This window comes from Paenibacillus peoriae (assembly GCF_022531965.1).
Classification (GTDB): Bacteria; Bacillota; Bacilli; order Paenibacillales; family Paenibacillaceae; genus Paenibacillus; species Paenibacillus polymyxa_D.
Map to the genome: position 1 here is coordinate 420,401 of NZ_CP092831.1, position 23,404 is coordinate 443,804.

The 23,404-nt window shown below is 47.7% G+C and carries 22 protein-coding genes and 1 riboswitch; of the genes, 14 read left to right on the forward strand and 8 right to left on the reverse strand.

Features of this window, described 5'->3' with window-relative positions:
• Positions 1 to 13: 13 nt before the first annotated feature.
• Positions 14 to 919, reverse strand: a complete 906-nt coding sequence (locus MLD56_RS01870) for a LysR family transcriptional regulator (protein ID WP_029514655.1) — start codon at positions 917 to 919, stop codon at positions 14 to 16.
• Between the two features lie 160 nt (positions 920 to 1,079).
• On the opposite strand from MLD56_RS01870, the gene MLD56_RS01875 reads away from it, so the two are divergent.
• From MLD56_RS01875 to MLD56_RS01900, 6 genes are all read left to right on the forward strand, one after another.
• Complete coding sequence (locus MLD56_RS01875) at positions 1,080 to 1,670, forward strand: flavin prenyltransferase UbiX (RefSeq protein ID WP_029514656.1); 591 nt, start codon at positions 1,080 to 1,082, stop codon at positions 1,668 to 1,670.
• Between the two features lie 28 nt (positions 1,671 to 1,698).
• Positions 1,699 to 3,117, forward strand: a complete 1,419-nt coding sequence (locus MLD56_RS01880; protein WP_029514657.1) for a non-oxidative hydroxyarylic acid decarboxylases subunit C — start codon at positions 1,699 to 1,701, stop codon at positions 3,115 to 3,117.
• A gap of 42 nt (positions 3,118 to 3,159) precedes the next feature.
• Complete coding sequence (locus MLD56_RS01885) at positions 3,160 to 3,384, forward strand: non-oxidative hydroxyarylic acid decarboxylases subunit D (RefSeq protein ID WP_029514658.1); 225 nt, start codon at positions 3,160 to 3,162, stop codon at positions 3,382 to 3,384.
• Positions 3,385 to 3,455: 71 nt separating this feature from the next.
• Positions 3,456 to 3,917 carry a hypothetical protein gene (locus tag MLD56_RS01890; RefSeq protein ID WP_029514659.1) on the forward strand — a complete coding sequence of 154 codons (462 nt, stop codon included), beginning with the start codon at positions 3,456 to 3,458 and terminating at the stop codon, positions 3,915 to 3,917.
• Positions 3,918 to 4,081: 164 nt separating this feature from the next.
• Complete coding sequence (locus MLD56_RS01895; RefSeq protein ID WP_029514660.1) at positions 4,082 to 5,242, forward strand: serine hydrolase domain-containing protein; 1,161 nt, start codon at positions 4,082 to 4,084, stop codon at positions 5,240 to 5,242.
• A 216-nt stretch (positions 5,243 to 5,458) separates the two neighbouring features.
• Positions 5,459 to 7,795 carry an Ig-like domain-containing protein gene (locus tag MLD56_RS01900; protein WP_029514661.1) on the forward strand — a complete coding sequence of 779 codons (2,337 nt, stop codon included), beginning with the start codon at positions 5,459 to 5,461 and terminating at the stop codon, positions 7,793 to 7,795.
• A 160-nt stretch (positions 7,796 to 7,955) separates the two neighbouring features.
• Here the strand turns inward: MLD56_RS01900 and sdaAA are convergent, their stop codons facing one another.
• Both sdaAA and sdaAB read right to left on the reverse strand, forming a co-directional pair.
• A complete protein-coding gene (gene sdaAA / locus MLD56_RS01905; protein ID WP_029514662.1) occupies positions 7,956 to 8,855 on the reverse strand; it encodes an L-serine ammonia-lyase, iron-sulfur-dependent, subunit alpha in 900 nt (299 codons plus the stop codon).
• Complete coding sequence (sdaAB, locus tag MLD56_RS01910; protein ID WP_029514663.1) at positions 8,845 to 9,534, reverse strand: L-serine ammonia-lyase, iron-sulfur-dependent subunit beta; 690 nt, start codon at positions 9,532 to 9,534, stop codon at positions 8,845 to 8,847. The genes sdaAA and sdaAB overlap by 11 nt, the downstream gene beginning before the upstream one ends.
• Positions 9,535 to 9,745: 211 nt before the next feature.
• A riboswitch (glycine riboswitch) is annotated at positions 9,746 to 9,861 on the reverse strand.
• Positions 9,862 to 10,076: 215 nt separating this feature from the next.
• Here sdaAB and MLD56_RS01915 point away from each other — a divergent pair.
• From MLD56_RS01915 to MLD56_RS01950, 7 genes are all read left to right on the forward strand, one after another.
• Complete coding sequence (locus tag MLD56_RS01915) at positions 10,077 to 11,681, forward strand: DUF6359 domain-containing protein (protein ID WP_029514664.1); 1,605 nt, start codon at positions 10,077 to 10,079, stop codon at positions 11,679 to 11,681.
• 328 nt (positions 11,682 to 12,009) lie between these two features.
• Complete coding sequence (locus MLD56_RS01920) at positions 12,010 to 13,041, forward strand: ABC transporter ATP-binding protein (RefSeq protein ID WP_029514665.1); 1,032 nt, start codon at positions 12,010 to 12,012, stop codon at positions 13,039 to 13,041.
• Positions 13,019 to 13,945, forward strand: coding sequence for an ABC transporter ATP-binding protein (locus MLD56_RS01925; RefSeq protein ID WP_029514666.1), 927 nt, complete (start codon positions 13,019 to 13,021; stop codon positions 13,943 to 13,945). The genes MLD56_RS01920 and MLD56_RS01925 overlap by 23 nt, the downstream gene beginning before the upstream one ends.
• A gap of 13 nt (positions 13,946 to 13,958) precedes the next feature.
• Positions 13,959 to 14,927 carry an oligopeptide ABC transporter permease gene (opp4B, locus tag MLD56_RS01930; protein ID WP_029514667.1) on the forward strand — a complete coding sequence of 323 codons (969 nt, stop codon included), beginning with the start codon at positions 13,959 to 13,961 and terminating at the stop codon, positions 14,925 to 14,927.
• Positions 14,928 to 14,955: 28 nt separating this feature from the next.
• The gene (locus tag MLD56_RS01935; protein ID WP_029514668.1) at positions 14,956 to 15,864 is read left to right on the forward strand and encodes an ABC transporter permease; all 909 of its coding nucleotides are present in this window, start codon (positions 14,956 to 14,958) and stop codon (positions 15,862 to 15,864) included.
• A 42-nt stretch (positions 15,865 to 15,906) separates the two neighbouring features.
• A complete protein-coding gene (opp4A, locus tag MLD56_RS01940) occupies positions 15,907 to 17,727 on the forward strand; it encodes an oligopeptide ABC transporter substrate-binding protein (protein WP_029514669.1) in 1,821 nt (606 codons plus the stop codon).
• 43 nt (positions 17,728 to 17,770) lie between these two features.
• Entirely contained in the window at positions 17,771 to 18,730 is a 960-nt protein-coding gene (locus tag MLD56_RS01950; protein ID WP_029514670.1) for a LysR family transcriptional regulator, read from the forward strand.
• A gap of 27 nt (positions 18,731 to 18,757) precedes the next feature.
• Here MLD56_RS01950 and MLD56_RS01955 read toward each other — a convergent pair whose 3' ends face one another.
• The 4 genes from MLD56_RS01955 to MLD56_RS01970 form a co-directional block, all read right to left on the reverse strand.
• On the reverse strand, positions 18,758 to 19,408 hold the full coding sequence (locus MLD56_RS01955) for an amino acid ABC transporter permease (protein ID WP_029514671.1): 651 nt from the start codon (positions 19,406 to 19,408) through the stop codon (positions 18,758 to 18,760).
• A 14-nt stretch (positions 19,409 to 19,422) separates the two neighbouring features.
• A complete protein-coding gene (locus MLD56_RS01960; RefSeq protein WP_023986681.1) occupies positions 19,423 to 20,082 on the reverse strand; it encodes an amino acid ABC transporter permease in 660 nt (219 codons plus the stop codon).
• A gap of 71 nt (positions 20,083 to 20,153) precedes the next feature.
• Positions 20,154 to 20,984, reverse strand: coding sequence for a transporter substrate-binding domain-containing protein (locus MLD56_RS01965; protein WP_029514672.1), 831 nt, complete (start codon positions 20,982 to 20,984; stop codon positions 20,154 to 20,156).
• A 42-nt stretch (positions 20,985 to 21,026) separates the two neighbouring features.
• Positions 21,027 to 21,764: an amino acid ABC transporter ATP-binding protein gene (locus tag MLD56_RS01970; RefSeq protein WP_029514673.1), complete on the reverse strand. Its 738-nt coding sequence runs from the start codon at positions 21,762 to 21,764 to the stop codon at positions 21,027 to 21,029.
• A gap of 326 nt (positions 21,765 to 22,090) precedes the next feature.
• Here MLD56_RS01970 and MLD56_RS01975 point away from each other — a divergent pair, with 326 nt between their 5' ends.
• Positions 22,091 to 22,558: a cupin domain-containing protein gene (locus MLD56_RS01975; protein WP_029514674.1), complete on the forward strand. Its 468-nt coding sequence runs from the start codon at positions 22,091 to 22,093 to the stop codon at positions 22,556 to 22,558.
• 89 nt (positions 22,559 to 22,647) lie between these two features.
• Here MLD56_RS01975 and MLD56_RS01980 read toward each other — a convergent pair whose 3' ends face one another.
• Positions 22,648 to 23,313: a class D sortase gene (locus MLD56_RS01980; protein ID WP_029514675.1), complete on the reverse strand. Its 666-nt coding sequence runs from the start codon at positions 23,311 to 23,313 to the stop codon at positions 22,648 to 22,650.
• Positions 23,314 to 23,404: the final 91 nt, after the last annotated feature.

Here is a 23,404-nt window from a genome sequence, read left to right on the forward strand (position 1 = left end):
AGCGGTAGAGCATCTACTCGGGAACAGTCTTTTTTGTGTTTTCAGCTTGTAGCAGTTCAACCAATTTGCGAGCTGCATTGGATAAATAACGATCCTTGCGCCATACGACGGCAGGCCGTGTGAAGGGGAACGGCTCCTTAATGGAGAGTGTGCGAAATCTGTCCCCGTATTCTTGTCCCAAGCCAGCGTCTGGAATGATGGTAATTCCCATGCCTGTGGAAACGAGCGAGAGAATGGTCGATATTTCAGGACAGTCCAATACGACGCGCGGAACAAGATGGTGTTCCTGAAATTTGCGTATGACGGTTTCGTATAGTCCGTGTCCCTCTGTTCGGCGTCCCAGCAAGAGGTCATAGTTGGCAGCTTCTTGTAACGTAATTTCCCCACTGGGATGACGATCTGCCCATTCAGACGGAAGTACGGCAACAAAGGAAACGCCCTCCAACTCAATTGAATGGTACGATTTGTCATCTACCGGAAGCAGCAACAGGGCCAGATCCACTTTATTTTGGTGCAGCAGCTCTTCCAGATGATGTGTGTCTCCGTGTCCTATTTTAATGTATACCTCTGGATAATCCTGATGAAAGCGGCTGAGTTGTTCAGTAATCAGAGACATACAGGCGGATGACGTGCCTATAGCAAGTGTGCCGGTTACTTTGTTTTCAAACTCCCCAATTTCTCTACAGGTGTCCTCCATTTCAGCCAATAATCGTTTGGCGCGTGTATACAGTGTATACCCGGCCTCGGTAACTTCCCACTTCTTTCCTTCACGGTAAATCAGCTTTACGCCAAGCTCGTCCTCCATATTTTTGAGTTGTTGACTCAGTGGAGGCTGGGCCATGTTGAGCGTTCTGGCAGCCTTGGTGATTTGCCCATCCTCCACGATGACACAAAAGTAATGCAGATGCTTCATATCCATTGGGATTCCTCCTTATTTCTAAACAACGCTTCAATTAGGATACTTTTAAAGTATGTATTACATATATTATATATATTTTTCGTGTGCAGGGAACAGGCGTATAATTTTTGACAGTAATGCATGGGTGAACATAAAACGATGGAGTGGAAGGAGGGGACATATGAAAAAAATGATTGTAGGAATATCGGGAGCGACAGGGTCGATCTTTGGTATCCGTATATTGCAACAATTACGAGAGGCTGGAGTTCAAAGCCATCTGGTACTATCCCCGTGGGCTATCGCGAACATTCCCTATGAGACAGGCTATACGGTGAAGGAAGTGGAGGCAATGGCGGATGCAGTCTACTCGTATAAGGATCAGGCTGCGCGTATTTCCAGCGGCTCCTTTCGGGTAGACGGTATGGTCGTCGCTCCTTGCAGCATGAAGACTCTTGCCTCTATTCGTATCGGTATGGCGGACAACCTGCTCACCCGATCAGCGGATGTGATGCTGAAGGAGCGAAAGAAGCTACTGCTCATGACCAGGGAAACACCATTAAGCAGTATCCATCTGGAAAATATGCTGGAGCTGTCACGTATGGGCGTGATGATCCTGCCGCCGATGCCTGCCTTTTATAATCATCCTGCAAGTATCGAGGAATTGGTAGATCATATTGTTTTTCGCGTATTAGATCAGTTCGGTATCGTCACAACCGCAGCCAAACGATGGGATGGAATGAAGCAAACTGACTCCAGACTGCACCAGAATTGAGAAATCGAAAGACGAAGGAGAATGAATGATGGCTTATAAAGACTTTCGCGATTTTCTAAACACCTTGGAAAAGGAGGGACAACTACTCACGATCAGCGACGAGGTAAAGCCGGAGCCAGACCTGGCGGCAGCTAACAAAGCATTAAGCAATCTTGGAGATAAGACACCTGCTCTCTTTTTCAATAATATCTATGGATATACGGATGCTCGTATTGCAATGAATGTGATGGGCTCCTGGCCCAATCATGCCCTTATGATGGGAATGCCAAAAAATACGCCGCTGAAGGAGCAGTTTTTTGAATTCGCCAGACGCTATGAACAATTTCCGGTGCCCGTGAAGCGGGAAGAAACCGCTCCTTTTCATGAAGTCGAGATTACAGAGGATATTAATTTGTTTGATATTTTGCCGTTGTTTCGTTTGAACCAGGGGGACGGAGGATTTTATCTGGACAAAGCGATTTTAGTTTCACGCGATCTGGATGACCCGGACACCTACGGTAAGCAAAATGTCGGCTTGTACCGGATGCAGGTGAAAGGCAAGAACCGTTTGGGCATCCAGCCTGTACCACAGCATGATATTGCGATCCATATCCGTCAGGCTGAGGAACGCGGCGAAAATCTGAAGGTGGCTATTGCCCTCGGATGTGAGCCTGTGATTACAACGGCTGCTTCTACACCGCTGCTGTACGATCAATCCGAATATGAGATGGCTGGGGCCATTCAGGGTGAGCCTTATCGTGTGGTCAAAGCGAAGGACGCAGATCTGGATCTGCCTTGGGGAGCCGAGGTCATTTTGGAGGGCGAAGTGTTGGCAGGTGAACGTGAGTATGAAGGTCCATTCGGTGAATTCACAGGTCACTATTCCGGCGGTCGCGCGATGCCAGTCATCCAGATTAATCGTGTATATCACCGCAAACAGCCTATCTTTGAGCATCTGTACATCGGGATGCCTTGGACGGAAACGGATTATATGATCGGTGTGAATACAAGTGTACCGTTGTTTCAGCAGCTTAAGGATGCTTTTCCTAATGAAATCGTAGCCGTTAATGCTATGTATACGCATGGGCTGGTTGCTATTATTTCCACGAAAACCCGGTATGGCGGCTTTGCGAAGGCTGTGGGAATGCGTGCGTTAACGACTCCGCATGGATTGGGGTATTGCAAGCTGGTGATTGTGGTGGACGAGGGGGTCGATCCGTTCAATCTGCCGCAAGTCATGTGGGCTTTATCCACCAAGCTTCATCCAAAGCATGATGCTGTCATTGTTCCTGGCTTGTCTATTTTACCGCTTGACCCCGGCTCTGATCCGGCAGGTATGACGCACAAAATGATACTGGATGCGACGACACCTGTAGCACCGGATATTAGAGGCCATTACTCGCAGCCGCTCGATTCCCCGCTGGGTGTAGCGGAATGGGAGAAAAAGTTGAGCCAAATGCTTCGCTAAATATTTTTAAAAAACAAAGAAAGATTAAAGGAGTGCTGACAGATGCATATTTGTCCCCGTTGTGAGTCCAATCGTTCAGAAGTTGTTTCCCATTCGCCGGTTAAAGATGCCTGGGAGGTTTTGTTGTGCCCTGTATGCCTGTTCACATGGCGAACCTCAGAACCGGATAGCATTACGGATCCAGCAAAGTATAAATCGGCGTTCAAGGTAAACCCCAAAGATATTCCGAATGCTGCTCATGTTCCTCCTATTCCAGAGCGGTTATAGGGTCGTTCGTAAGTAGCCGTAAATTATGGTACTTTGAAGTTATAGGCCAAAAGTAAAGGGGATTATACTTCATGCAGACACCAAGGATCGGTAAGGAACTGTTCACGCTACTGGACGGCAAGGCATTGGAGAACAAGCAGCATGAAGCCATGATGCTGCTGACGGTCACGGAAGATCAGTGGCCGCACATAGCGATGATTAGTGTGGGCGAAGTTGTAGCGCTGGACGAGGGGAATTTGCGTCTGGCCCTATGGCCGGGTACAACCACGACGGGCAACATGATCCGCACTGGGAAGGCGACGCTTGCGGTGTTTACCGGGGGGAAGGCGCATTATGTGCGGTTGTCACTGGAACATCTGCCTGCTTTGCCCGGAGCCAAGCATGTACGTGAGCGATTTGCGGCTCATGTTTTTGCAGCCAGAGAGGATTCGGCCCAATATGCGGATATTTTGACAGGTGTCACGGTTCGTCTCAAGGAACCGGAATCGGTGATTCATCGCTGGAAGGAAACGGTGGCTGAGCTGTTAATGTAAAGCCATCTGATTATGATAAATAATCTATGTATTTACCAAGTTTACCGTTAAAATAAATGCGAGGGAATAAGCGCTTACAAGAAATCACGCTGAACTTGTTGGAACAAGAATTAGAGCGCGAGGGGAAGCTTGTTTCTTTTGAAGGAAAAATAGGAGGGATGAATATGTCTCGTTTTGACAAGGTAGATCAGCTATTGCAACAATTTATAGTAAATGGGCCGGCAGGTTGCGGTTGTGCCATTGCCCAGAATGGTGAAGTGTTGTATGAAGGGTATCATGGATATGCTGATCTGGAAGCCGGAAAGCCAATCACTGAGGATACAGTGTATCGCTTGTTTTCCATGACAAAGGTTGTTGTCTGTGCGGCTGCACTTATGCTGTACGAACGTGGGCAATTTTTGTTGAATGAACCCTTGTATGAATATTTTCCCGAATATCGTAATGCGCATGTATTCAAAACCGCTCCTAACGGATACACCTACGTGGATAAGGCAGAGAATCCCATTTTAATTAAGCATATATTCAATATGAGTATGGGTCTTCCTTACGCTTCCGATTCTTCAGAAACAGGAAAAGCTATGCAGAAGGCCATTGCAGGATTAAAGGAAAAGCAGGGGAAATATGACCTACGCACAGAAATTGAAGCGCTTTCTGAAGTTCCACTTGCGTTTGAGCCCGGAACACGCTGGTTATACGGATATGGACATGATTTTGTTGCAGGCCTTATTGAAGTGATTTCAGGTAAATCAGTAGGACAATTTTTAAAGGATGAAATCTTTGATCCACTTGGAATGAACAATACAGGTTACCGTTATCGTGGAGATATTGAATCGCGGATGGCCTCCATGTATCAACGGAAAGACGCCGGAAAACTTGAAAAAATGGAGGGTTTCCTGGATGAATATCATCAGCCAGATGCTATATATGAAGGCGGAGGCGCAGGTTTATATTCGACAGTCAAAGATTACCTCACATTTGCACAAATGATGTCAAATGGCGGCACGGTAAACGGTGTGAACTTATTGGGGAGAAAAACCATTGATTTAATGCGCACCAATCATCTGAATACAGCTCAACTATCGGATTTCACCAATTCATACCATACAGGTTATGGCTATGGACTTGGTGTGCGCACGTTAATGGATAAAGCGGTTGGGCATGCAAACAGCTCGATTGGAGAATTTGGCTGGACGGGAATGGCAGGCACCTGGGTTTCTATAGATCCGAGCGAACAATTCTCCGTCGTATATATGCATCAGCTCGATCCCAATATGGAAGAGTACCATCATTTGAGAGTTCGCGCGGCAGCTTATAGCTGTTTATAAATGCGGGATTGTGGATCTGTTGTGAAAACTCTTCACTATGGCCCTGAAGATACACAAATTGTAATGTCTAAATCTTTATCAGAAATGATCTAGTTAATAAGGACCAAATTTCCCTTGAAGCCTAAACTATTCTTTTCCATATGACGACATAAAACGTAGGTATAAGGATTTTGCGAAATCCTTAATTTAAGTTTTGAAATGGGAGGGAATTAGATTTTGAAGAATAGATGGTCCGGTTTTCTGGCGTTGGTCATCCTGATTTCAAGTTTTACATCATATGCAGGGTTTGCATCTGCAGCAGAAGCAGTGCTTTCCAAGATTGTCCTTTCGTCTAACGAGGTAACTTTGCAACAGGGGGATACAGCTGCATTGACGGCTACGGCTGTTTTTAGTGATGGGACAACCTCAAATGTAACCGTAAGCACGGATTGGAAAAGTGATAACACAGCTATTGCTACTGTGTATAATGGTACAGTTTCGGCCAAGGCTGAAGGGGAAGCCACCGTGGTTGCGACCTATAAAGATAAGGTACAATCGGTTCAGGTACATGTAACGAAAAAGGTTAAGGCGCTGACATCTAGTGTACAAAGCCTGAACTTGCGTTCAAGCGGTACAGGACAGGTTGATTTGACAGCGACATACAGTGATAATACAACAGCTCAGGTTTCGGGTGATGCTACTTGGACCTCGGATAATCAAAAGATTGCAACTGTAGTTAACGGTTTGGTTACCGCTCAGGGAGCAGGTACAGCCAATATTAAGGCCGTATATGGTCAGCAGACCGTAACCATTGCTGTACAGGTAGAGCAAGTTAAACGTCTTGATGTCAGTTCATCAGAGGTTTCTCTTTTGCTGAAGGATACTGAGAAGGTTAAACTTTCAGCGACGTTCCCGGATGGATCGGTACAGGACGTGACAGAGTCCGCTGAGTGGAGCTCCAGCAATGCAGCTGTGGCGGATGTACTGAAAGGCACCATTACCGGCTATAGCGCGGGAAAGGCGACAATTACAGGTAAATATGGCACGATGTCCGCTACGATTTCGGTGGATGTCGATCAAACGAATAAGCTGAAAGCCAGCGAATCCAATATTTTTCTCCGTTTGGATGAATCTAAAAAAATACAGGTTTCTGCTGTTTACCCGGATGGAACAGTAACGGATATCACGGATAAAGCTACTTGGGCATCAAGCGATGAAAAAATTGCAACGGTGAATAAAGGAACGATTATGGCCATCGGTGCGGGTTCGGCAACGGTGACCGCTAAGTATGGAGATAAGACCGTTTCGATCAAGACAGATGTCGAAACCTCTAGATTTCTGGATTTGAGCGAGGACAAGCTGAGCTTGAATGCCAAGGAATCCAAAAAGCTCAAGCTGACCGCAACGTACGTAACAGGTACGGAAGAAGATATCACAAGTAAGGCAGAGTGGAAGTCCAGCAATGAAGATATCGCTTTTGTCAGCGCGGGGGAAGTCACAGGTTATAAAACAGGTGAGGCTACCATCACCGCTTCTTATGGCGGCAAAACAGCTACAGCTACGGTATCCGTAAATGTACCCGGGGATCTGTCTCTGTCCTCCAAAACGGCAACAATTGATATTAATGAGGACTATACTGCAACTTTGACGGCTACTTATGCGGATGGGCGTAAGGAAGATGTAACACAGGATGCAGAATGGGCTTCAAGCGCGGAAGATATTGCCTCTGTGTCCAAAGGAACGATTACGGGTAAATCTGCTGGTAAAGCGGTTATTACAGCGACCTATAATGGCAAAAAACTAACAATTAACGTACAAGTGGGCCTTGTAGACCGTCTGGAAACAGACTCGCGTGTAATTGCGCTTGGTGCTCAGGAAACGAAGCAGCTGAAAGTAACAGGAGTTAAGAGTGGTGGTACAAAAACAGATGTAACCAAGGATGCCACCTGGACAACTAGCAATGTAAAAGTGGTTGAAGTTAGCGAAGGTTTGATCAAAGCGAATGGTAGTGGTAAGGCAACTGTGACTGCTTCATATGGCAAGCAAAACATTACGTTTACGGTAGAAGTGGACGTAGCGCAAAAGATTGAAGCGGATGCAATCGCGCTATCGCTCAAATCTGGAGATCAAAAAACCATCGCGATTGTGGTTAAATCGAGCGATGGTAAAGAAAAGGATGTTACAACCCAAGCTGAATGGAAAACGTCCAATTATAAGGTAGCCACTGTTAAAAAGGGTCAGGTTACCGCGGTCAGCTACGGTAAAGCTAACATTCAGGCGAAGTTCGGCGGGAAGATCATCAGCGTACCTGTAGATGTTGATACGCTTAAATATTTGCAAACAGACGAAGTCGCCTTGAATTTGAAGGCAGGACAGCTGGCTAAGGTTACGGCTACAGCCACGTATAAGGATGAGTCGGAGAAGGATGTTTCCAAACCGGCTGTCTGGTCCTCGTCCAGAATTATTGTGGCGACCGTCAAAGACGGTAACATTAAGGCACAGGGCAAGGGTAAAGCAGTAATTACTGTGAAATATGCAGGTAAAATGACGAAGATACAGGTAACCGTTCAGTAATCTGTAACCCGACTAAAAAGAAAAAGAGCAAGCATACGTCCAGCGACGATATGCTTGCTCTTTTCTTTATAAGGGCGAATTCTCTTTCCCTAGGACAATGTAGGGGAGAGGTAGTCGCCTTGTTTTATAGAGGAAAAGTAATTGGTTTAAAGCTTAGAAATTACGACTTATTCTTCTTGATTGATGTGTTGCGTGTCAGTGATTCGGTCAAACGCTTGCCAGTGGGTGTCTGGGCCAAGCCGCCTTTGGCGGTCTCGCGGTGCTTTGATGGCATTGCGCTGCCGACTTCAAGCATTACGTCAATGACTTCGTCAGACGGAATGGCGCTGCGTACACCCGCCAAAGCCATATCCGCTGCGGCAAGTGCGGTCACGGCTCCCAGCCCGTTGCGCACGATGCATGGAATCTCGACGAGGCCGGCGACGGGGTCGCAAATCAGACCGAGCGTGTTCTTGAGCGCTAGGCCTACGGCGTGAACGGCCTGCTCAGGTGTGCCACCGCGTAGCTCCACCATCGCGCCAGCGGCCATCCCGATGGCTGAGCCAATCTCAGCCTGACAGCCTCCCTCCGCGCCGGAAATGAAGGAATTGTTGGCGATGACGTAGCCAATGGCTCCGGCTGCGAACAAGCCGTGCACCATATGCTCATCATCCCAGCCGAACCGCTCCTGCGCACTAATGAACACACCGGGGATGACTCCACAAGAGCCAGCAGTGGGCGTAGCCACAATACGCCCCATGGATGCATTAACCTCCGACACGGATAGCGCATAAGCCATGGCGAGTGCAGAGGCGTCGCCGGAGCAGGTTTCCCCTGCCCGCAGATACTCGGCCAGACGCTTGCCATCACCGCCCGTTAATCCACTGCGGGATACGGTGTCTTGTGTCTGACCACGATGAACGGCCTCCTTCATGACTTCATAATAATCAGACATTTGGCGAAAGATTTCTTCCTCCGTTGTATTCGTTTCTTGTACCTGCTCTTGAATCATCAAGCGGCCAATCGTGGTGGATTCTTCAGCGCATAAAGCGCTGATCTCATGCAGATGGCTAAACCGCATCGGATTCAGCTCCTTTTTTCAAATTAATCATCTTAATTTCATACATATGAGGTAAAGAACGCAGTTCCGCAATCAGTTCAGCTGGAGCAGAACTGTCCGTTTCAATGGCGGTGAGTGCTTCACCATCCCGGCCTTTGCGATCTACGTGCATATAGGCAATGTTAATGTGGGCCGCGCCCAGCGCTGAAGTTATTGCGCCCAATGTACCGGGCTTATCCGAGTGGAGAAGCACCAGCGTAGGCAGCTCCCCGGTCAGATTGACCCGGAATTCGTTGAGTTGCTGGACATGGATGCTGCCGCCGCCGATGGAGGAGCCCAGCAGTGTGCGCTGATCCTCGCCCTTCCACAACTCGAAACGGACGGTGTTCGGATGAGGAGCGGGGAGTCCATTGACGGCGAATTCCACGGTCATCCCGGCTTGCTCGGCCCATTGCTCGGCATCTGGAATCCGGTGATCGTCCGTATCGTAATTAAGCAGTCCTGCGATGAGCGCCAGATCCGTACCGTGTCCTTTATACGTATCGGCAAAGGAGCCGTACAGTGTCATACGGGCACGGTCAGGCTGCGCCCCGAGCCAGTGCCGGGCAACGCGTGCGAGTCGCACCGCGCCTGCGGTGTGTGAACTGGAAGGTCCGGTCATGGCCGGGCCGATAATAGAAAATACATCTTTGAAACGCATGGTGTGGCCCCCTGTATGTTCTAATACCATACTATATGGTATTTCCGCGTCTTTGCGCGGTTATGACGGTTCCTAATGCTGACGCACAATGTGAGCACAAAAAAGGACAGGATAAGGAAGTTTCCCTTATCTCTGTCCTCGTTACCTGAGAGTTTCGTGCGGTGTTCTTACCGCCTTACCCCTTGGGTGGCTTGCGCTCTCTCCAGAGTTGCGTCAGATGACGATACATGGACCTGAGAGATTATCCGCCAGCCGGGTGCTGGCGTCTTGCTCCTTCGGTGCCGCCAGAGTGTAAGCCCCCTGGACAGACTCTCCCGTCATCTTCATTCGCGTATACCGTTCTACATGTCTTTCTTAGCGTAATGTATGACGTGCTCGGTGTCAATCACAGGGTTTAATTTTTACATAAACAGGTGCATTTCCAATAAAAAAGATTAAAGTTTACATAATTATGGATGAAATCAGGAAGGAATTAGAAGATTGGCGGCTAATCTGATAGAGGACAAGTACATTTATGGAAATCATAGGAGGGATATTGACGTATGGTAAAAGGCTTGCGGTTCACAGGTTCACGCTTAAAAGGGATGCTGCATCTAGCAGCGATCGCATCACTGCTGATCGGGATCTTCGTTCCGTTCGGTCAGGTCAAGGCAGAGGGAGCATTGACAGTAGCCGAAGCACTTCAGGGCCAAAGCAGTGGAGGTACGGTGACGGTAGAAGGTTATATCGTCGGACATGCTACCGGATCGAAAACGGCTAACTTTTCTTCTCCGTTTGCGAATGATTTTAACGTACTGATTGCCGACCAGGCCAATGAACGTAGCACGTCTAATCTATTGGATGTGCAGCTGACATCTGCGTACAGAGGGCAATTTGGGTTAACAGGTCATCCTGGACTGGTCGGCAGCAAAATTCGCGTGACAGGTACGCTTGGTGCCTACAATAATTTTGGTGGAGTAAAAAGTCCAAGCGCTGTGGAACTGGTGAGTGGAAGCGAGCCGGGGGAACCAGGTGAACCTGGCGAACCTGAACCTGGCAACCCGGGTCAACCCGGTACTACACTGCCGGATGGAAAAGGCAAAAAGGTGCTGTTCGATAATACGCACGCACAGACGGCTGGTGCAGCAGATTGGGTCATTGAAGGCGCCTTCTCCGACTTTGCCAATGGATTACGTAATGTAGGCTTTACTGTGGATCAATTGAACCGCCCTATTCCTTTTACTTATGGAGAACAGGCCATAACCTATGATAAGCTGCGCCAATATGATGTGTTCATCATCGGTGAAGCGAATGTGGCCTTTAAGGCATCCGAGCAGGCTGCCCTGCTGCAATATGTGAATAACGGGGGAAGTGTCTTCTTCATCTCCGACCATTATAATGCCGACCGTAACAAAAACCGTTGGGATTCCTCCGAGGTTATGAATGGCTACCGTCGTGGAGCCTATACTAATCCGGCCAAAGGCATGACTGCAGAAGAAGCTGCATCGCCGGCGATGCAAGGGCTAACTAGCTCTGATTGGCTGGCAAACAACTTTGGTGTTCGTTTCCGTTACAATGCGCTTGGCGATGTAAATGCTACGGACATCGTAGCCGCAGATCAATCCTTCGGCATTACCAAGGGTGTACGCTCGATTGCCATGCATGCGGGATCTACGCTGGCTATTATTGATCCTACCAAAGCCAAAGGAATTGCCTATATCCCGACAGGTACAAAAAAATGGGGCAATGCAGTAGACCAAGGAGTCTATAACGGCGGAGGCCGTGCGGAAGGTCCTTATGCTGCGATCTCCAAGGTGGGTCAAGGCAAGGCAGCATTTATCGGTGATTCTTCCCCTGTAGAAGATGCTACTCCGAAATATGCGCGTGAGGAAAACGGACAGTCGAAAAAGACATATGATGGTTTTAAGGAAGTAGACGATGCCACCTTCCTAGTGCAAACGGTTCAATGGCTTGCGTGGAAGCAGGACTATACGAAATTATCCGATGTGGCAGGTTTAACGCTGGATCAACCGACGAAGCTGCTGCCGTTTGAAGAGCCTGCGGCGTCCACGGAACCACAGCCTGAGCCTTGGTCTGCTCCGGCAGCAGGCTACAAATGGTACGATCCTAGAACATTCAAGTCTGGCTCCTATGGAGCGGCTTCGTAAATTATATTGTCAGGAGCTCAATGTGAGCTTGGGTTAGTTAGTCGTTTGATCCCTGCTGAGGGATCAGGCGACTTTTTTTGTGATGAAAATTAACCTGTGGTTGGTTATTTCATTACATTTTGTGCCAGAAAGGCCGCACTATTGCTGGATCATTGATTTTTTAAATGATGTTGATAGCATAATCTTAATTGATATATCCATATACTGGTGATAGGATGTATTCAAATTATTCCGACAAAAACGGTATGTAATGTTCATGAGAGGTTTTAAACATCAAACATGGTGAGAATAAGCGGGACAAGACCATGGAGAATGGAGGAAGCGCGCATTGAATACCGAACCTGTGTTGGAAATTAAAGGATTATCCGTATCTTTTCGCATCCAGGATCAATATCACCCCGCAGTCGACCATCTGGATCTGACGGTCAACCCCAATGAAGTGCTGGCTGTAGTCGGAGAATCCGGCTGTGGCAAAAGCGCGTTAGCGCTTTCGATCCCGCAACTGCATGACATGGAACGCACGCGTGTAGAGGGGGAGGTCTTTTTTAAAGGAACGGACTTGAACCGTCTTTCCTCAGGGCAAATGAATAAAATCCGCGGAGCGGGAATTGGCATGATCTTTCAGGACCCGTTGACAGCACTCAACCCGTTGATGAGCATTGGCAAGCAGATTGAGGAAAATCTCGATTATCATACGTCACTATCTACGAAGCAAAAAAGGGAACGTGTGCTGGAGCTGCTGGAAAGTGTAGATATACCGAATCCAGTGCGTGTGTATGATCAGTATCCGCATGAACTGTCAGGAGGGATGCGGCAGCGTGTGATGATCGCGATTGCCATAGCTTGCCGACCTTCTCTTATTATTGCAGATGAGCCGACGACTGCGCTCGATGTAACGATCCAATCGCAAATTCTCGACTTGCTCAAACAACTTCAACAGGAGACTGGGAGCGGTATTATCCTGATTACGCACGATCTTGGTGTTGTGGCAGAAGTAGCCGACCGCGTGGTGGTCATGTATGCCGGAGAAATCGTGGAGAGCGCTGATGTTTTTGAATTATTCAGGCATCCACAGCATCCGTATACGCGTTCTTTGCTTGCTTCCATGCCGGGATCGCATACCAAGGGGGAATCACTGCATGTCATCGGCGGCATTGTTCCCTCATTACAAGATATCCCCCGCAATAGCTGCCGCTTTGCTCCACGTATTCCCTGGATTCAGCAGAGGGTGCATGAAGACCATCCCCAATTAAATGAAATTTCCCTTGGACATTGGGTCCGTTGTACATGTTATCAGCATTTTCATTTTGAAGACGAGGCAAAGGGGGAGGCTGCTCATGGCACTACTGGAGTTAAATGATTTGAGGGTGCACTATCCGGTGCGCGGTGGTTTCTTCCAGCGTGTTATCGATCAGGTGAAAGCAGTGGATGGCGTGTCGATCAGCATTGAGGCAGGCCAGACCTACGGGCTGGTGGGGGAATCTGGCTGTGGGAAAACGACGACAGGCAGGACGATCATCGGTCTAAATAAGCTGACGAGCGGACGGATTTTGTTTAAAGGAAAGGACCTTGCAGCTCTAAGTAGTAACAATCGTCATCCATTGCGTAGAGATATTCAGATGATTTTTCAGGACCCATACTCTTCGCTTAACCCGCGTAAGCGCGTATTGGATGTCATTGCTGAACCGCTGCGAAATTTTGAAAGGCTGAGTAGTGAGGAAGAACGGAGAAAAGTACAGACGTTGCTGGAAAAGGTCGGCTTGAACGCCGATGCAGCCTATAAATATCCGCATGAATTTTCCGGGGGGCAACGACAGCGGATCGGGATCGCGCGTGCGCTGACATTAAACCCCAAGCTGATCATTGCTGATGAGCCAGTGTCAGCACTGGACGTTTCCGTGCAGGCACAGGTGCTTAATTTTATGAAGGATGTGCAGCAGGAATTTAATTTGACGTATTTGTTCATCAGCCATGATTTAGGTATTATCCGCCATATGTGCGACCAAATCGGTATTATGTATCGGGGCCGTCTAGTGGAGCAGGGGAGCGAGCAAGATATTTATGAGCGTCCACAGCATCTGTATACCCAGCGCCTCATTGCAACCATTCCCAATATTGATCCTACAAAACGGCTGGAAAATGCTCGAAAAAGGCGAATGCTTTTATCCTCCTACAAAACAGAGCTACCCAAACATCTAGACGCGAGTGGAAAACCGTTTGCACTAAAATCAGTAAGTCCATCCCATCAAGTCGCACTACCATAAGGGGGGTACAGAAATGTGGAAATTTACACTGCGTCGGCTACTGGTTATGATCCCTCAACTTTTTGCACTGAGCGTGCTTATATTTTTCCTGGCTAAAGCTATGCCGGGGGATGCCCTGACAGGACTTATTACTTCGACACCCAATCTGAATCCGGCCGCACTGGAAGAGCAGCGACAAAGACTGGGACTGAATGACCCGGTGTGGATGCAGTATGGGAACTGGCTCGTCCAGCTTGCTCACGGGGATCTGGGCAAATCTTATGTACATAAAATTAGCGTTACCGATCTGATTGGCAGCCGTCTGGGGAACACGTTCTTTCTGGGCGTAGTCATTCTGGTTCTGACGTATCTGATCGCCATCCCGCTCGGCGTACTCAGCGGTCGTTATCAGCATAGTCTGCTGGACAAAACCGTAGTGGGCTATACCTATCTCAGCTTTGCGACACCTCTATTTATACTCGCGTTGCTGCTGCTGTATGTATTCGGCTTCAGGCTCGGCTGGTTTCCAACCAGCGGCAGTGTGGATGTAGGTGTGGAGCCGGGGGCATGGTCATATTACGTGAACAAGTCGTATCATCTCATTTTACCGGCGGTTACAGGCGCATTGCTCAGTACAACGGCTACGATTCAGTATTTGCGCAATGAGGTCATTGACACAAGACTGAAGGATTTTGTGAAAACAGCGCGTTCCAAAGGGGTGCCCGAAGGTAAAATTTATTCCCGCCATATTTTCAAAAACTCTCTATTGCCGATTGCTGCCTTTTTGGGCTATGACCTGACGGGAGTCATTGCAGGCAACATTTTTCTTGAATCTATTTTCGGTTATCCGGGGTTGGGCCAATTATTTCTTCAGTCCATCACTCAACGGGACTTTTCAGTCGTGAACGCGCTGGTCATGATTTCTGGCTTCTTGGCACTATTAGGGACCCTTTTATCTGATGTCATCCTGAGCAAGGTCGATCCCCGCATTCGAATTGAATAGCGAACAAGTCTAGAGAAAGGGAGGGATTATGGTGTCTATACAGGTGGAGGAGGTCTTCACGCCGGAAATCATTCATAAATCACCATCCAGTTGGTCTGTACTGCGTCGTGAGCTGGTGCGTGACAAAATGGCCTTGGTTTCCATTGGCTTTGTGATTCTGTTCTTGATCTTTATATATGCCTCTGTCCTGTTTGTAAATCAGGATGTAGTCACGACGGTCGATTTGGGCGCGATTCGTGAAGCTCCAGGCTCAGTGCATTGGCTGGGGACAGATCGAGCGGGCAGAGATATTTTCGGCCAACTGGTCATTGGAGCCCGCAATTCCTTCACTATTGGCTTTACGATTACATTGTTATCCGCCGCTATTGGCTTAACATTAGGTTTACTGGCTGGTTTTTATGGGGGAATGGTCGATAACATCATCATGCGAATCATTGATTTTATCCTGGTGCTTCCATTCTTGATGCTGGTTATCGTATTTGTCAGCATTGTACCCAAAAGCGGCATAGGGTCCTTTATTTTTATCATGACTGCCTTTTTATGGATTGGAAAAGCACGCCTGATCCGGGCCAAAGTGTTGTCGGAGCGCGAACTGGATTATGTGCAGGCTTCCAAAACCCTTGGCACACCCAATTGGAAAATCATCTGGTTTGGCGTGCTGCCCAATCTTAGCTCGGTCGTGATCGTCAATCTGACCCTCAGTCTCGCGGGAAATATCGGGATTGAGACCGGGCTTTCTTATCTCGGCTTTGGCTTACCGGAATCTACGCCAAGCTTGGGTACACTGGTGAGTTATGCCAATGACCCGGATGTTTTGCAGAATAGCTGGTGGATGTGGTTACCTGCCTCACTGCTTATTTTGGTGTTAATGCTGGCGATTAACTTTATTGGCCAGGCGCTCAAACGCGCCACGGATGCCAGACAACGATTGGGTTAACCGAAGTTCAAGGATAAGGACAATGACAAGGAGGGATTTACAATGGTTAAACACTGGAAAAAAGGGATTCTGCCTGTTCTAGCTGCAATTTTGGTACTTTCATTGGCGGCATGCAGCGGTTCGCCTTCCGCTTCAAATGGAGGGAAATCGTCTGACGGTACAGGCGGCTCAGGGTCCGACAGCAAACAGGTGAATGCGACAGCGCTGGCGAAGGCGATCAAGAACGATAAGGCCCCGATTAAGGGTGGCATCATCAATTATGCACTCGTGTCTGATACCCCTTTTGAAGGCATTCTGAATCCTGTATTTTATGAAGGCAATCCTGATTTTGAAGTCTTCCAGTTTTTTTATCCTTCTATGTTTTCGATTGACTCCAATCTGAATATTGACAATAAAGGGGCGGCGACGATTTCCTTTTCTCCAGACAATAAGGCGGTGACTGTGAAAATTGATCCCAAACTGAACTGGACGGATGGTAATCCCGTAACGGCGGAGGACTATGCTTTTTCCTATGAAGTGATCGGTCATAAAGACTACGAAGGTCCGCGTTATGATAGTTTTATGACGAATATTGTGGGTATGGAAGATTATCACTCGGGTAAGGCCAAAACCATTTCTGGCATCAAAGTGCTCAATGAGAAAGAGGTTACCATTCATTTCAAGGAACCTAATCCTTCGGTGAAATCGGGACTTTGGTCTACACCCCTGGAGAAAAAGGTGTTTCAGAATATCCCCGTGAAAGATATGGCCGGATCAGATCCTGTCCGTAAAAATCCGATTGGCTATGGGCCGTTCAAAATTAAATCCATGGTTACAGGTGAATCTGTGGAATTTGTCAAAAATGAGGATTATTTTCACGGTGTACCCAAGCTGGATGGCCTTCATCTGAAGGTGGTGAACCCGAATGTCATTACCGAGGCGCTGAAAAGTGGAGAAGTCGACTGGGCCAGCTATCCAACCACCCGTTACAATGAGGCCAGCAATCCGAAAAATGTACAGTTTCTCGGTCAGGAGGAATTATCTTATAGCTATGTAGGCTTTAAAATGGGAAAATTCGATCAGGCCAAGAGTCTAAATATCATGGACCCGAACGCCAAGCTGGCGAACAAGTCATTACGTCAGGCCCTCGGCTATGCGCTGAATAACGAGCAGGTTGGCAAGCAGCTCTATCATGGGCTTCGGACTCCTGCGACATCCTTGGTCCCGCCCGCCTTTAAGGGATATCATGATGTGAATGCGAAGGGCATTGCGTATGATCCGGACAAGGCAAAAAAGCTGCTGGACGAGGCAGGGTATGTGGACACCAATGGAGATGGATACCGTGAGGACCCTAAGGGCAAGGAACTGGTGCTACATTATGCGGCAATGAGCGGGGATGCGACAGCCGAATCGCTGGCGAAGTTTTATTTGCAAAATTGGAAGGATGTCGGGCTTCATGTCGAGCTGGTGGACGGCCGTCTGCTTGAGTTCAATTCTTTCTATGACCGTGTGCAGAAGGATGACCCTGGCATTGATATTTTTGGCGGCGCATGGAGTACAGGTACAGATGTAAACCCTAGTGGGCTGTATGGACGCGGAGCCAGCTTTAACTACTCGCGCTTTACCAGTGAAGAGAATGATAAGCTGTTGCAGGAAGGGGTGTCTGTGAAAGCCTTTGACGACAATTATCGTAAAGATATATACAATCAGTGGCAGGCGTATATGAGCGAGGAGGCACCCATTGTACCGACGTTATTCCGTTACTCGTTGGAGGCAGTGAATAATCGGGTAGCCAATTACGATATTACCCGTGGCAAGGAGTATGATGCAGACACGTTTGCGAATATTACGTTGACTGCGGAAAAAGCAGAAGTAGCCCAATAATCTAAAAAAAGCGCAATAACCTGAAGAAGAAGCGCGAACCGGTTTGATCCGATTTTGCGCTTCTTTTGACCTTTTATGCAATCATTCTGGGGATTCTCGAAGGGAGAGAAGGAAGACGGAGATACGTCAGCTTCAATACTTCATTGCGGTATGCGAGGAACTGCATTTTACGAAAGCTTCGGAAAAGATCGGAATCTCCCAACCCACACTTAGCTTGCAAATTAAGGCGTTGGAAGAGGAATTGGGCATGACTCTTTTTGACCGTGCAGGCAAGAAAATTAAGATGACAGATGCCGGGAAATTGTTGCTGCAACACAGTGCACATGCGCTCAAGGATTTACAGCAAGCAAAGGCTTCCATTGAGGAGTTGCGCACCGAGCAACGCGGGAGTTTGCGGATTGGTATCGCATTACCGGAGCTGGAGGAACCATTACAAGAAATGTTTATCCATTTTCATCAGTCATTTCCTAGAGTCAGCTTGCACATCCATCCATCATTTGATGTCACAGAACAGCTGCTGGATAACCGAGTGGATGTTGGCATCACGCTGCATTCGGGTACGGATGAAAGGCTTGTCCAGCTTCCTCTTCGTACGGAGAACTACTGTCTTGTTGTTCCGGTAGAGCATGTGTTTTCCAACCGTTCTTCCATTACGCTGGACGAATTGAGGCATGTACCCTGGGGGATGCAGCCAGAGTGTCATCCCGGCAGGAAACTGATTGAGAAGTGCTTCCGTGATCGCGGGTATCCTTTTGCAACCGTCTTGGAGACCAATTCCATACCTTCCATCCTGCGCTGGGTGCAGGATGGACTTGCCGTAACCCTACAGACGGAGTCCCTTGCAACAGAATTGGATCACTCACAATTTTGCACTGTACCTATTTTGTGCGACGTGCTCCAGGGTCAGCTAGAGCTGGTTTATCGGTCTGGCCGTTATCAGGGAGAAGCGTTGAAGCAATTGATTAAAGAGATACAAGCTGTACTAACCGTGCGTTCCAACTAGTGGCAACCCTGATGAGTATCACGAGCTTTAATGTGTACGAACTTCCAGCCTGCGTGCAATCAGTGACATACTGTAATTGACAGCAAAGTACAGGAAAGCTGCGAACAGCAGGGCTGGAATGACAAAGGATTGATTTTGCCCACCGACAATCTGAATATTATGCGTCAGCTCCGGCAAACTGATAATGACAGCCAGTGAGGTATCCTTGAATAGGGAAATGAACTGGCTGACAATCGGGGGCACCATGCGACGAAGCGCTTGGGGCAGAATGATATGCCATAAGGTTTGAGAATAGCTTAGACCAGAGGAACGTGCGGCTTCCACCTGTCCTTTATGGACCGAATTCAGACCGCTACGCACAATCTCAGCAATCATGGCTCCCTCGAAGATCGACAGGCCTGTAATGGCTGCCCACTTGAGGGAAATGGAAAGACCGATAGATGGTAAAACCATACCGATGAAGAAAATAATGAGCAATAATGGAAGATTACGAATGAGATCAATGATAAAGGCTGCAACCTGTGAAATGACAGGTAAGCGGGTATAGCGCAGAATGCCGAATAAGATACCAAGAGCGAAGCTGAACACGATAGAGTAAATAGCAACCTCCAGCGTGAGCAGGAAGCCCTCCAGTATAAAACGCACATTAGGCCACACAAACAATCCACCGAAATCCATACAGGCTTCCCTCCTTAGGATGTTTTGGACAGACGCCGTTCCATGTACAGTACAAGAAAGCTAAGCGGAACTGTCAAGATAAGATACAACAACGCCGTGATGGCGTAGACTGTGATGGGCAGGAAGGTATCCGAGTTAATGAGGTCCGAGTAATACATGAGGTCCAGTCCGGCCACAATAGCCAGCACGGAAGAGTTTTTGACCAGATTAATGAATTGGTTGCCGATCGCAGGCAGTACAATTTTGATGGCTTGCGGTAAAATAATGCTGATCATCGTCTGGTTGTAACTCAACCCGGAAGACCTTGCCGCTTCAAATTGCCCCTTGGGCACAGATTGAATGCCGGCACGTATGGCTTCAGCAATAAAGGAGGCTGTGTATACGGTCAATCCAAGCGTTCCAGATACGAATCCGTCCAAAGGGATGCCCAAAGTGGGAAGCCCGAGATAAAAAAACAGCACGACGATCAGCAATGGGATATTGCGGATGACCTCTACATAGACGGTACCGATCCAGTTTAGCCATTTAAAAGGCGCAATTCGGAGGATGGCAATAATAGCCCCCAGAATAAAGCTTCCGATCAAGGCAATGACACTAGCTTGAACGGTATGAAGCAAGCCTTCTCTGAAACGGTCGCTATGATCGAAAAGTACGTTGATATCAAAAGTAAGCATCTACAGGTATACCTCCTTATCCAGACTTAAGAAAGGAAGGAGCTCGCAAGCGCGGCTCCTTCACAAGAATACTATTCGGGCTTAACCCCAAGCCATTGCTCGTGGAGCTTATCGTATTCACCGTTGCTTTTCAGTTCCTTGATCGTATCATTAATGGCTTGTAGCAGTTCGGTTTGTCCCTTCTTTACTGCAATGCCGTAAGGTTCCTCTGTGAAGTTCCCGCCTACAAGAATATAATTCGGATCTTGCTTCTGCATGCCGAGCAGAATAGAGTTATCGGTAGTTAACGCTTCTCCTTTACCTGCTTTGAGGGCATTGAAAGCATCCTGATAGTTTTCGAATTCTAATATCGTCGCTTCTGGTGCTTTTTCACGGATATTTTTGGCGGAAGTAGAGCCTTTCACGGCGAGCACCTTGGTATTCGGGGTCAGGGACTCCAGCCCGGTGATGGGGCTCCCCTTTTTCACGAGTAGAGATTGCCCGGCGTTAAAATAGACGTCGCTAAAATCAACCTGCTTTTTACGTTCATCCGAAATGGTCATCGTCGCGATAATGGCGTCGATGTCCCCGTTTTGCAATAAGGTGATTCGTGTTTTGGACGTGACTTCTTTTAGTTCAAGTTTGGTTTCATCGCCAAAAATATGTTTGGCTACAGCCTTGGCGATGTCGATATCAAAACCTTCTACTTTTCCGCTAGCCGGGTCTTTCAGTCCGAACAGCTTGGTATCGTACTTCACACCAACGACTAGTTTGCCACGCTGTTTGATCGCTTCCAGCCCGTTGGCTGCTGCCGGCTCATTTCCCGACGTTGCCGCTCCTTCTTTGCCTCCGCAGCCTGCCAAGACGAGCAGACAAGATAAAGCTACCAGCACCAAAGTACTCCATTGAAATCTTTTTCTCATCAGAACATTCCCCTTTCGATTTACGCTACATTGGTAGTCTGTTTAATGATGAATCAGACGGCTCAGGAACAGGCGGGCCCGTTCTTCACCCGGATTCTGAAAAAATTCGGCAGGTTGGCTGTCTTCCAAAATCTGTCCTTTGTCCATAAAAATCACGCGGTCCGCCACTTCACGTGCAAAGCCCATTTCATGAGTGACAATGACCATTGTGATGCCCTGATGGGCGAGCGAGCGCATAACATCCAGTACCTCTCCGATCGTTTCGGGATCAAGAGCTGAGGTAGGCTCGTCAAACAACATAATTTTTGGATTCATCGCGAGCCCGCGGGCGATCGCGACCCGCTGCTGCTGCCCACCAGACAATTGGGCGGGGTAGCTCTGTGCCTTTTCCTCGATTCCGACGCGCTTTAGATAAGTGATGGCTGTTTGAGTAGCTTCTTCTTTCGAGATGCCCAGTACCTTCATAGGTGCCAGTACAATGTTTTCAATTACCTTTTTGTGGGGATACAGATTGAAATGCTGGAACACCATTCCGATATTGCGACGGAAGGCATTAATATCAATCTTTTTGTCATGTACAGGGATCTCGTTAACGATCAGTTCCCCATCCGATATCGTTTCCAGACGATTGATGCAGCGAAGCAGGGTGCTTTTACCCGAGCCGGAGGGACCGATGATGACGACGACCTCGCCCTCCTTAATCTGAAGATTAATGTCTTTGAGTACATGAAAGTGACCGTAATGCTTGTTGACATTGCGAAACTGGATCAGAGAGCTCACCCCTTTTAGGCTTGGATACATAGCTTAGTAGACGGATTGACATGACCAAGCTCTATTAGAATTTAAAAATTTCTCTCATGATACTATAAGCTTACAATAAAAAACAAGATTTTATGTCATAAAACTTCACGTGTAATGTATTTTGGTGTGATTTTTACTAGTGAACTATTATTTATATGATGAAAATGAGTAAACATCCGTATTTTTATGTTATTAAATTTCACATAAATTATTGATCCCCGACAAGCCAAGGGAGAAACGTGACAAAAGCAACGCTATGTTTTACAGTAGGGAAGAAGGAATTTAGGGTAAAGGAAGGTTAGACAATGACGAAAGCTATTTCACCGCTAGTCACGGCATTGGGCATGGAGCCCCATCCAGAAGGCGGCTGGTACAAAGAGATGTGGAAGGCCAATTTTCAAATTCCGAAGCCTGTATTGCCGGATGTATATTCTGGTCCGCGCTTTGCAGCTTCGTCTACGTATTTCTTGCTGCATCCGGGCGAGTTCTCCGAGTGGCATGTGGTCCATTCTGATGAGCTGTGGTTATATCATAGCGGAAGCCCTGTAGAGTTGAAATTGGGTGGAAGCGGAGAAGAGCCTGGTGAAGAAACTGTGATTATTGTTGGTGCAGATGTGGAGGCAGGACAGCATCCACAAGCACTCGTCCCAGGAGCAGTATGGCAAACGGCACGTCCGCTTGGGGATGAGCCCGTACTGGTAACCTGTGTGGTTGCACCAGGATTCCACTTTGATGATTTCAAGTTGATTGCCAAGAATCCAACTGAATCGTAATGTGAACATTGGCGGGTGTATTTCTGTAAATGAACAGGAATGGCCCGCCTGATTTATTTTTACTCATAAAAATAGGCGCTTTAATGGCTTTAGGTGCTTAGTTTGGCCTGAACAATGAGACGATGGGTGGGATTTATGAGAGGGTCACATGTAATCAGGGTGAGCAGCTTTTGTTTTTTGAAGCTTTTCAGAACAGACACGTCCGTAGGATCGACCATCTTCAGGCTATAAACGCTATATACATATTGGTTACCCCGAGTGTTAACAACAATCTTATCCCCGATCTTCAATTCATTTAGACGATTAAATAAACGTCCAGAGGTGCGGGCTCGATGAGCAGCAACGGCGGCATTCCCCGCCTGTCCCAGCGTCCCCGTTTCCGGCATATGTACAGCCGCGTGTCTCATATTTATCCTCGTTGCGCCTTCCAATACAGGGAGCTTTAAAGCAATACGACTTATACTAATAGTGGCTATGGGAGTTTGTTCATTAGCGCTTCCAATGGTAACAGGGGGTGTGGAAGTATTTTGTCGTGCTTCACGAGCCGGGACTTCCGTAAGAGTAGTGGACAAGCGAGCATAGCTGTCCGTAAGACTGGGGGGCCATAGCGCATCGCTTTTTCCTGATGGTAGTTCTGCTGCTTTTAATAGCTTGCTTTGTTCCCGATCCTCATTCCATTCCGTCGCTTTAGGAAACAAAATAAAAAGTAAGCCTAACAAAATAAATACGTAGGAAAGTTTACGCAGACTCAGCAATCTCGCCTCCCCTAAGCAAAGTACGGATTATACATATTTTTTTGAAAAATGCCCCATTCCCGGCTCATTCCAATCGGAAATGGAATGAGGC